Here is a 9,487-nt window from a genome sequence, read left to right on the forward strand (position 1 = left end):
ACCCAGAGCACTCGGATGGAAGCGGTCGACACTGAACATCTCGTCGGGGCGCTCGGTGAAAACCGGACCCACCGCCCGCGACAGGGCGACGACGCGACCGCCGGCGCGATGGACGGCGGTGGCCTGCGCGGCAGCCAACTGCCGTGACGATCGCGCGGCGAGCGCGCGGAGAGGCTGCGGGATCGCACGGAGCGTCCCGAGGTCCGGACACGTTCCCACGACGACCGGGACACCGTCATCGCGCAGCGCTCGCACGACGTCCTCGAGCTGCTCGGCGGATCGGGATGCCGGAATGCGGTGCGTCACATCGTTGCCGCCGACGACGATCACAGCGGCATCCGCCCGGTACTGCGCCGGAAGAGCGGCGATCTGCCCCGCGAGGGCCGACGTCTCCGACCCCACGACGGCGACGGTACGCAACCGCACCGGACGACCGGCTTGCCGCGCGATGCCCTTCGCCAGGCGCGCGCCGAGCGTGTCGCGCCGGTGCCCCGCGCCGAGACCCGCGGCGATCGAGTCCCCGAGCAGCAGGAGTTCGACCGGCTCTCCCGGATGCTTCTTACGGCGCCAGATCCGGTCGGCATCGAGCGCCTCTTCGCCAAGAGGCTTGCCGATGCGGCGCCGGGCTATCGCCGCCTGCCGTGTGAGCAGGGCGCCGAGACCCATCGCGGCCGCGCTCAGCACGGCGATCAACGACGCGACCGTCACGGCGAGGGGCCGACGCGGAGACATGATCCGATCCCACTCGCCCGGGGTGAACGCCCGGTGGACGTCGCGTGACGCTGCGGCGACGGTGACCTCCCGGCATCCCGTGGATTCTCGAGCTGTCTCGGGATGCCGGAAACCGTGCGCTGCGCTCAGGCCGCGGCGCGGGCACCTCGTGCGCGCAGCACGACGGCCAGCACGAGCACGGCGACGGCGAGCACGAGGTCGAGGGCGAGCCCGGCGAGGAGCTCTGCTCGACCGGCCACCCCGCTGAGGCTCACCACCCCGCCGATCACGATCACCCCGAACGACAGAGCGATCTGCTGTGCGGTACTGAACATGCCTCCCGAGAGCCCGGCCGCCTCCACCGGCACCTCGCGCACCACGAGCTGGGTCAGGGGCGAGAAGATCAGCGCCTGTCCCGCTCCGAGCACCACCAGGGCCGGCTGCAGCCCGAGGCCGATTCCGCTCCCCCACGCCACGACGAGGGTCGCGGCCATCGCCACGAGGGCGACGATCTGAAGCGCGACCCCGAGCACGAGCGTCGAATCGCCGAGACGGCTCTGGATGCGGGCCACCGCGAGCGAGACTCCGGCGAAGACCACGGCGAACGGCAGCAGCGCCATCCCCGCCTCGAACGAGGTGAGACCCCCGGCCTCGACGGCCCGCGGGAAGACGTACAGCAGAGCGGAGTATCCCGCGAAGAAGAGCCCCGCCGCGATCAGCCCGAGTTGCAGAGGCCGCAGACGCAGGACGCTGGGCGGCAGCAAGGGGACGCGGCCGGAACGCTCGACGGCATCCTGATGCTTCCACATCGACCACAGCGCTCCCGCGGCGACGACGAGCGCCACGGCCACCGGCCATGACCAGTTCCACACCGGTCCGAACGTCAGTGCGACGGAAGCGGCGAGGATTCCGAGAGCGAGCGCCACGGTTCCGATGAGGTCGATGGCCACGACCTCATGAGCCCGGGAGCCCGGGGCCAGGGGCGCCAGGACGATCGCCGCGCCGGCGATCAGTGCCGCCACCACGAACACCGCTCGCCACCCCTCGACGGAGCCGAACGAGAGGGCGGCGAGGGCGCCGCCGGCCACCTGGCCGACCGCGGCACCGATTCCTCCGCTCGCGCCGAACGCCGCGATCGCGCGCGTACGGGCCGGCCCCTGCGAGGTGGCCTGGATGGTCGCGAGCACCTGAGGGGTGCAGAGGGCGGCGCCCACGCCCTGGATGACGCGCGCGACGATGAGGGTGTCGATCGAGGGAGCCAGAGCGCAGGCGAGGGCCGAGACGAGGAACAGCCCCATCCCCAGGGTGTACAGGCGGTGGCGGCCGAACCGGTCGCCGAGTCGCCCGCCGAGGATCAGCAGCACGGCGAACGGGATGCCGTAGCCCGCGATGACCAGTTCGAGCGAGATGTCGTCGGCGCCGAAGCGCTCGCGGAGCGTCGGGAGGATGACCGTCACCGCGTTGAAGGCGAAGGTTCCCACGCCCGGGCCGAGGAGGAACCCCAGATAGCGCCACGTCGGTACGCCGTCGGTGAGGTCGGGTCGGATCGGAACCGGCGCGCTCCCGGTGGCGGGGTGGGCGGAAGTCGTCATGGTGCCAGCATGGAGACCGCGGCATCCTGGTACCAGGAGTGTGCTCATCCTGGTAGTGGGAGCACTCCCCTCGGAGCGCACGCATGTCGAGCCGTCGATCTACCATCGCCGCGAGAGAGAGGGGTGCCATGACGCGATCCGATGACGCCCGCGTGGAGTTCGCCGCGTTCCTGCGGAGCCGCCGCGCCCGCCTCCGCCCCGCCGACGTCGGCCTCCCCGAGGGGACGCGTCGCCGGGTGGCGGGCCTCCGCCGCGAAGAGGTCGCACAACTCGCCGGCGTCGGACTCACGTGGTACACCTGGCTCGAGCAGGGTCGCCCGATCGCCGCGTCCGCCCAGGTCGTCACCGCCATCGCGAGAGCCCTGCGATTGAGCGACGACGAGCGCGACCACCTCTTCGCCCTCGCCGACCTCCCGGTCCCCGACCGCGAAGCGCGACTCTGCGTCGGGGCGACCCATCTCGACCTGCTCGAGAAGCTCCTGCCCTACCCGGCCGCGGTGCAGACCGCGCGCTTCGACATCCGTGCCTACAACCGGTCGTACCGGTACCTCTTCGACGACCTCGACGACATCCCCGCCGAGCGCCGCAACTGCGCCGTACTGCTGTTCACCGATTCCGGATGGCAGCGGTCGCACGTCGACCTCGACCACGCACAGCGGCGCATCGCCGCGCGTCTGCGCTCCGCGTACGGGCGCCACCATGAAGAACCCGCGTGGCAGCGGTTCGTCGCCGAGCTCGAGGAGGAGTCCCCGCGGTTCCGGGAACTGTGGCGCCTCGGCGATGTGGGCGGAGAGCGAAACGCCACCAAACACCTCGTGCACGCCCGCGTCGGCGAGCTGCACCTCGAGATGTCGAGCCTGTGGATCGACGACGGTCTCGGCTCGCGCGTCGTGTGGTTCTCGCCCCGGGATGCCGCGACCGCCGGGCGCCTGGAGCGTCTCGCCGCCGAAAGCCCCGAAGAGGCGTTGGTCAGCGCGGTGGCGTGAGGCGGGACCCGTGGCGACACTCCGCACCCACGGACGGTCGAGCCCGGATCCGGGCCCTCGCGGCCCCGAGACGCTGCCACGGGAGTGGTCGGCGTCCGCGGGGGACGAGCACACCTCGGCGCGAATCAGGCGAGCGACTTGAACTCGAGCGCATCGGCGGTCGTCTGGGTGCCGACGGAGGCGAACGAGGTGTACCCGTCGGCCGCGGACCGCTCGAGCAGGGCCTTCATGTTCTTAACCCGCTGCTCGATGCGCACGCGTGCGCCCTCGGCGACCAGCTGCGCCTTCATCGCGAGCAGCTGAGCGAGTGCGACGTCGCGATCGTGCACGAGCACGACCGAGCGCTCCCCCTCGGCGTCGGTGTCGGGCAGCAGGTCGACGATGCGTTCGAAGCCGATCGAGAACCCCACGGCCGGGACCTGCTGGCCGAGGAAGCGACCGATCATGCCGTCGTATCGTCCTCCGCCGCCGAGCGAGTAGTCGACGCTCGGGTGCGCCAGCTCGAAGATGGTCCCGGTGTAGTAGCCCATCCCGCGCACCAGGAACGGGTCGAATACGAGCGGCGCATCGGCACCTCGGGCGGCGGCGACGGTGTCGCCCAGGGCCGCGAGGTGGGCGATGACCTCGTCGGGGATGCCGTCGGGAAGTGCCGCACGGATGCCGACCTCGTCGAACGCCGGCGTTGCCGCCGGCCGGTCGAGGTAGGCAGCGAGAGCATCGACGGCACCCTCGTCGGCTCCCCGTCCGCGGAGTTCGGCGACGACGCCCGAGGGCCCGACCTTGTCGAGCTTGTCGATCGTGATCAGCACGCCGGGGCGTTCGTCGGGCGCGAAACCGAACACGTCGAGCATCGCGTCGAGCACGCGGCGGTCGTTCACCCGGATCGAGCCGCCCGTGAGCCCCAGAGCGTCGAGCACATCGAGACTCGCGATCATGAGCTCGGCCTCGGCGCGGGCGGTGGCGTCGCCGATGATGTCGATGTCGCACTGGAGGAACTGGCGGTAGCGCCCCTTCTGCGGACGCTCGGCGCGCCACACCGGCGCCATCTGGATCGCGCGGAACACCGTCGGCAGCTGCGCGCGGTTCGTCGCGTAGAAGCGGGCGAGCGGGACGGTGAGGTCGTAGCGCAGACCCAGGTCGGCGAGCGCGGCCGGGTCGTCGGCCGCGGCGCGGATGCCCTCGGCATCCATCCCCCGCTTCAGGATGCTGAACGACAGCTTCTCGTTGTCGCCGCCGAGACCCGCGTGCAGGCGGTCGTAGTCCTCCATGACGGGGGTCTCGATCTCGTCGAACCCGTGCGCGTGGTAGCGCTCGCGGATGACGGCGAGCACGCGCTCGCGACGGGCCTTGTCAGCGGGGAGGAAGTCGCGCATGCCGCGCGGCGGGTTCACGGATGCCACGGTCCCATTCTTTCAGGCTCAGGCGGCAGGTCCGGATGCGGGGTCGGCTGACGCCTGCCCGGCTCGAGGTCGAGCGCTGATCGCCCGTCACGCACGGTCGCCGTGCACCGCGGGCCGAGGGAGTGGTCTCGCGGGAGGATCCGCTCAGCCCGCCGGTGTTCCGCGGTGCTGCTCCGCGGTCTGCACCTCGGTGCGCAGCGTTCGGAGGCGCTCGCGCAAGGCGCGTTCGGCATCCCACCCGCGGGTGCGTCCCAGGTGCACCAGCATCAGCAGCGCGTCGCCCAGTTCGGCCTCGGTCTCGGGATCCGCCAGCCGGTGCGACGGGACGGGTGCCTCGGTCTGCGCCGCCTTGCCCAGCATCTTCTGCGCCAGCGCCAGCGAGGGCATGTGGTCGCTGACCCCGTCCAGGACGCTCGTGCGCGCACGCTTCTCCGCGGCCTTCGCCGCGTCCCAGTGCACGAGGACCTCTTCGGGGGTGGATGCCACGGCATCCCCGAACACGTGGGGATGACGCCGCACCATCTTCTCGGTCAGCCCACGCGCCACATCGTCGATGTCGAACGGGTCATCGGGATCGCCCGCGGCGATCTCGGCGTGGAACAGCACCTGCCACAGCAGGTCGCCGAGCTCCTCGCGCAGGTCGGCGCGGGTGCCCGCCTCGACCGCGTCGATCACTTCGGCGCTCTCCTCCACGAGGTACGGCACGAGGTCGCGGTGGTCGATCTGCTGCGTCCACACGCACCGCTCGCGTACGACGTGCATGGTCTCAGCGGCCTCGCGCAGGGCGTCGTCGCTCACGGGATCTCCTTCCGCGACCCGTGACGGCCGGCATCCACCGGTCCCGCGGGAAACGCTCCCCCGAGTATGCCCCGCCCGCCGCTCCCCCGGTCGGGCTGAGTCGGATTCGACGAATCCCCGGATATCGAGCCCTCCCCGCGTGGAAGGTCGCGGCGCGCCCGCGGGCGTAACGTTCCGACGGGGTCGCCTCGGGCGGCGCGCGAGTTTCTTCCGCCCGAGAGCCTCCGTGCCTCTCGACGGCGGCGGGCGCACCGCCCCCGCGCGTCGGAAAAGTTCGCACGACAGTCCGCGCGATGCCTCACATCGGCCGTGAGGCGGCCCCCGGACCGGAGAATCTCCGTCGCGTGGCGCGCCGCAGCGTCAGCCCGACGGCTCCTCCACACGCTGTCGACCGGCACCAGCGCGTCGACGTGTCATCTGCGCGCAACGCGACGCAGATAATCTTGGCCGTGTGCGTGATCTGACCCCGACCGAGGCCATCGACCTCGTGGGCCGCTTCGAAGCCGGCCAAGAGCTCCCCGAGCAGATGCGTGCCGACGTGCGCCTACTCGGATCGTTGCTGGGCCGTGTCCTTCGGGAGAGCGGTTCCCCCGGACTGTACGACGACGTCGAACGCCTTCGTTCGGCGACGATCCAGGCCTACACCGACGAGACGTCCGCCGCGTTCGAGCGAGCCGCGGCCATCGCCGACGACTTCTCCATCGAACGGGCCGACGAAGTCGCCCGTGCCTTCACGGCGTACTTTCACCTCGTCAACCTCGTCGAAGAGCATCAGCGCGTGCGCGTCCTGCGCGAGCGCGGTGATCAGCCGTCGCGCAGCGGCATCCCCGACACGATCGCCAGCGCCTTCGAGAGGCTGTCGAGCGAGGTCGGCGAAGAGACCGCCCTCGCGCGACTCCAGGCACTGCGCTTCCACCCCGTCTTCACGGCGCACCCCACCGAAGCCCGGCGCCGAGCGATCTCGACGAGCATCCGTCGCCTGTCGGAACTCCTCGGCGAACGCGACGCCGCGGGCGAGAACGCGGCCGAGACGCGCCGCACCGAGCGACGCTTGCTCGAAGAGATCGACACGCTCTGGCGCACCGCTCCCCTCCGCCGCGAGAAGCCGTCTCCCGTCGACGAGGTGCGCTCGGTCATGGCCGTGTTCGACGAGACGCTGTACACCGCCGTGCCGCACGTCTATCGCCGCATCGACGACATCCTCCAGGGCGAGAACGCGGGATCCCGCGCGCCCATCGTGAAGCCGTTCGTCCGCGTCGGTTCCTGGGTCGGTGGGGACCGTGACGGCAACCCGTTCGTCACGGCGTCCGTGACCCGCAAGGCGGCCTCCATCGCGAGCGAGCACGTGCTCCTGGGCCTGGAGCGCACCGCGCTCCGCGTGGGACGAGGTCTGACCCTGGATGCCGGCACCACACCGCCCAGTGACGCGCTGGTCGCCCTGTGGCACCGCCTACGTGCCGCCGACGAAGACGCCGCGAAGGAGATCGCCGAGCGCTCCCCCGAGGAGCCCCACCGCCGGATTCTCCTGTTGCTGGCTCGGAAGATCGCGGCCACCCGCACCCGCAATGCCGACCTGGCGTACCGCGACCCCGAGCACCTGCTGACCGATCTGCGAACCGTGCAGGAGTCACTCGTCGCCGCTGGCGCCGCGCGGCAGGCGTACGGCGCCCTGCAAAGACTGGTGTGGCAGGTCGAGACGTACGGCTTCCACCTCACCGAGCTCGAGGTCCGCCAGCATTCGGCGGTACACCGCAAGGTGCTCGACGAGCTTCGCGCCGGCGGTCAGCGCAGCGAACTCGCCGACGAGGTGCTCGAGGTCTTCCGCTCCATCGCATACGTGCAAGAGCGCTTCGGGCCTCGCGCCGCCGGCCGCTACATCGTCTCGTTCACGCAGTCCGCCGATGACCTCGCGAACGTGCACGAACTCGCCTCGTACGCGATGGGCCCGGGCGAAACACTCCCCGTGCTCGACGTCATCCCGTTGTTCGAGACGTTCGCCGACCTGCAGGCGGCCCCCGGCATCCTGGCCGAGATCGTCACGCACCCCTCGTTCGTCAGCCGACTGGATGCCACCGGCCGTCGCCTCGAGGTCATGCTCGGCTACTCCGACTCGTCGAAAGACGTCGGCCCCGTCGCAGCCAACCTCGCCCTCTACGAGGCTCAAGCGCAGATCTCGACCTGGGCTGCAGCCGAGGGCATCGAGCTGACGCTCTTCCATGGACGCGGTGGCGCGCTCGGTCGAGGCGGCGGACCCGCCAACTCCGCCATCCTCGCCCAACCGCCGCACTCGGTCGACGGTCGGTTCAAGCTCACCGAGCAGGGCGAGGTCATCTTCGCTCGCTACGGCGACCCCGATATCGCGATGCGCCACATCGACCAGGTCGCGGCTGCCGTGCTCACGGCGTCCTCTCCCTCCATCGAGCGGCGCAACCGCGGAGCGGCCGATGCCTTCGCCGACGTCGCTCGCACCATGGACGTCGCCTCGCGCGAGCGCTTCTTCGCCCTGGTGAAGGCGCCCGGCTTCGCGCCGTGGTTCGCCACGGTCACGCCGATGGAAGAGCTCGGCCACCTCGCCCTCGGCTCGCGTCCCGCACGCCGAGGTCTGTCGGTGGAGTCGCTCGAAGACCTCCGAGCGATCCCCTGGGTGTTCTCGTGGACGCAGGCGCGCATCAACCTCGCGGGATGGTTCGGTCTCGGCACGGCACTCGACGCCGTCGACGATGAGCAGCGTCTTCGCGAGGCCTACGAGCAGTGGCCATTGTTCCGCACGATGATCGACAACGTCGCGATGAGCCTGGCGAAAGCCGACGAGCGCATCGCCCGCCGCTACCTCGCGCTCGGCGACCGCGACGACCTCGCGCAGCTCGTCATGGACGAGATGCTGCTCACCCGCTCGTGGGTCGAGCGCATCACCGGCGGGGATCTGCTCGGCAACAAGCCCGTCCTGCAGCGCGCCGTGAAGATGCGCAGCCCGTACGTCGACGCGCTGTCACTGCTGCAGCTGCGGGCGCTCCGCGCCCTGCGCGACGCCTCGCCCGAGTCGGAGATCCCGGATGCCGAGCAGCAACGTCTCCTGCTGTTGTCGGTGAGCGGCGTAGCTGCGGGTCTGCAGAACACCGGCTGAGTTCGAATCGATCCCGCGACGCGCCGGCGCCCCCGATCGGGTGACGGCGCGTCGCTGTCCTCGCCCGGCGATAAGACCCGACCGTCGCATCCACGTCTCAGTCCAGCGGGACATCTGAGGCGTGGCGGGAGAGGCTCCGGCCGTAGCGCTCGGTGAGCTGGACCATCAGGTCGGGCGTTTCGCGGTCCAGCCCGAAGACGTAACCCGGGAAATCGAGCTCCTTCTGCGCGGCCCAGATCTCTTCGTGACGGTCGGGCGGGAGGATGAGCAGCGGATCGCCGACCGCAACCCAGGAGATAGGCACGACGGTCCCCGCGGGCAGCACGGTACGCACATGAACGACCGCGTTGATACGGACCTCGCTGCGATCGCCGATCTCGGCTCCATTGAAGATGCGGGTGCCGGTGGCGAGGAAGACCTCGGCGCCGATATCGGCGCCCGCGACGCTTGCCATCGGACCGATCAGCGTGTGCGGCCCGATGTGCACGGCGTGGGTGGAACTGGCCCGGATCAGCGCGTTCTCCATCACGATGGTGTTCTCCCCCAGCACCACCGGGCTGCCCTCAGCGGTGAGGACGGCGCCGTGCAGAACCTGGCACCCGGCCCCGATGGTCACGTCTCCGCTGATGACGGCCGTAGGCGCCACAACGGCCTCCGGATGAATGCGGGGGTCGTCCCCCAGGTGACTGAATCGCATGGCCGCGTGTCCTTCCCATCGATGCGGTCAGCGTAGCGCCGACCGTCCCGGCCGAGCGACCGCGACGTGAAGCGGGTACGACGAAGCGCGGGGGCGGGGTCCCCAGGGGGGGGGATCACGCACCAGCCCTCGTCGTTTATGCCGGTAAAAGCGAAATGGCCCCCCCACGGTGGGTGGGC

Annotated in this window: 7 protein-coding genes; 2 read left to right on the forward strand and 5 right to left on the reverse strand. The window is 70.8% G+C overall.

Going from position 1 to position 9,487, the window contains the following annotated elements; all coding sequences use genetic code 11:
• Both RWP81_RS10635 and RWP81_RS10640 read right to left on the reverse strand, forming a co-directional pair.
• On the reverse strand, positions 1-732 hold a 732-nt coding region (locus RWP81_RS10635), incomplete at its 3' end, for an SGNH/GDSL hydrolase family protein (RefSeq protein ID WP_314455914.1).
• Positions 733-857: 125 nt separating this feature from the next.
• A complete protein-coding gene (locus RWP81_RS10640) occupies positions 858-2,303 on the reverse strand; it encodes an MFS transporter (protein WP_314455916.1) in 1,446 nt (481 codons plus the stop codon).
• 128 nt (positions 2,304-2,431) lie between these two features.
• Between RWP81_RS10640 and RWP81_RS10645 the strand changes: the two genes are divergently transcribed.
• Positions 2,432-3,289, forward strand: a complete 858-nt coding sequence (locus RWP81_RS10645; protein WP_314455918.1) for a helix-turn-helix transcriptional regulator — start codon at positions 2,432-2,434, stop codon at positions 3,287-3,289.
• Between the two features lie 125 nt (positions 3,290-3,414).
• On the opposite strand, the gene hisS is transcribed toward RWP81_RS10645, so the two are convergent.
• Both hisS and RWP81_RS10655 read right to left on the reverse strand, forming a co-directional pair.
• Positions 3,415-4,662 carry a histidine--tRNA ligase gene (hisS, locus tag RWP81_RS10650; RefSeq protein ID WP_314455924.1) on the reverse strand — a complete coding sequence of 416 codons (1,248 nt, stop codon included), beginning with the start codon at positions 4,660-4,662 and terminating at the stop codon, positions 3,415-3,417.
• 171 nt (positions 4,663-4,833) lie between these two features.
• Complete coding sequence (locus RWP81_RS10655; protein WP_314455926.1) at positions 4,834-5,451, reverse strand: MazG nucleotide pyrophosphohydrolase domain-containing protein; 618 nt, start codon at positions 5,449-5,451, stop codon at positions 4,834-4,836.
• A 487-nt stretch (positions 5,452-5,938) separates the two neighbouring features.
• Between RWP81_RS10655 and RWP81_RS10660 the strand changes: the two genes are divergently transcribed.
• Positions 5,939-8,611 carry a phosphoenolpyruvate carboxylase gene (locus tag RWP81_RS10660; protein ID WP_314455920.1) on the forward strand — a complete coding sequence of 891 codons (2,673 nt, stop codon included), beginning with the start codon at positions 5,939-5,941 and terminating at the stop codon, positions 8,609-8,611.
• Between the two features lie 97 nt (positions 8,612-8,708).
• Here the strand turns inward: RWP81_RS10660 and RWP81_RS10665 are convergent, their stop codons facing one another.
• Positions 8,709-9,308, reverse strand: a complete 600-nt coding sequence (locus RWP81_RS10665) for a gamma carbonic anhydrase family protein (RefSeq protein WP_314455922.1) — start codon at positions 9,306-9,308, stop codon at positions 8,709-8,711.
• Between the last annotated feature and the right edge of the window lie 179 nt (positions 9,309-9,487).

This window comes from uncultured Microbacterium sp., assembly GCF_963521695.1.
In the GTDB taxonomy this organism is placed as follows: Bacteria; Actinomycetota; Actinomycetes; order Actinomycetales; family Microbacteriaceae; genus Microbacterium.

Coding starts and splice junctions, on each gene's coding strand:
- RWP81_RS10640 (WP_314455916.1), bottom strand. CDS start 2,303: ATGACGACTTCCGCCCACCCCGCCACCGGGAGCGCGCCGGTTCCGATC.
- RWP81_RS10645 (WP_314455918.1), top strand. CDS start 2,432: ATGACGCGATCCGATGACGCCCGCGTGGAGTTCGCCGCGTTCCTGCGG.
- hisS (WP_314455924.1), bottom strand. CDS start 4,662: ATGCGCGACTTCCTCCCCGCTGACAAGGCCCGTCGCGAGCGCGTGCTC.
- RWP81_RS10655 (WP_314455926.1), bottom strand. CDS start 5,451: ATGCACGTCGTACGCGAGCGGTGCGTGTGGACGCAGCAGATCGACCAC.
- RWP81_RS10665 (WP_314455922.1), bottom strand. CDS start 9,308: ATGCGATTCAGTCACCTGGGGGACGACCCCCGCATTCATCCGGAGGCC.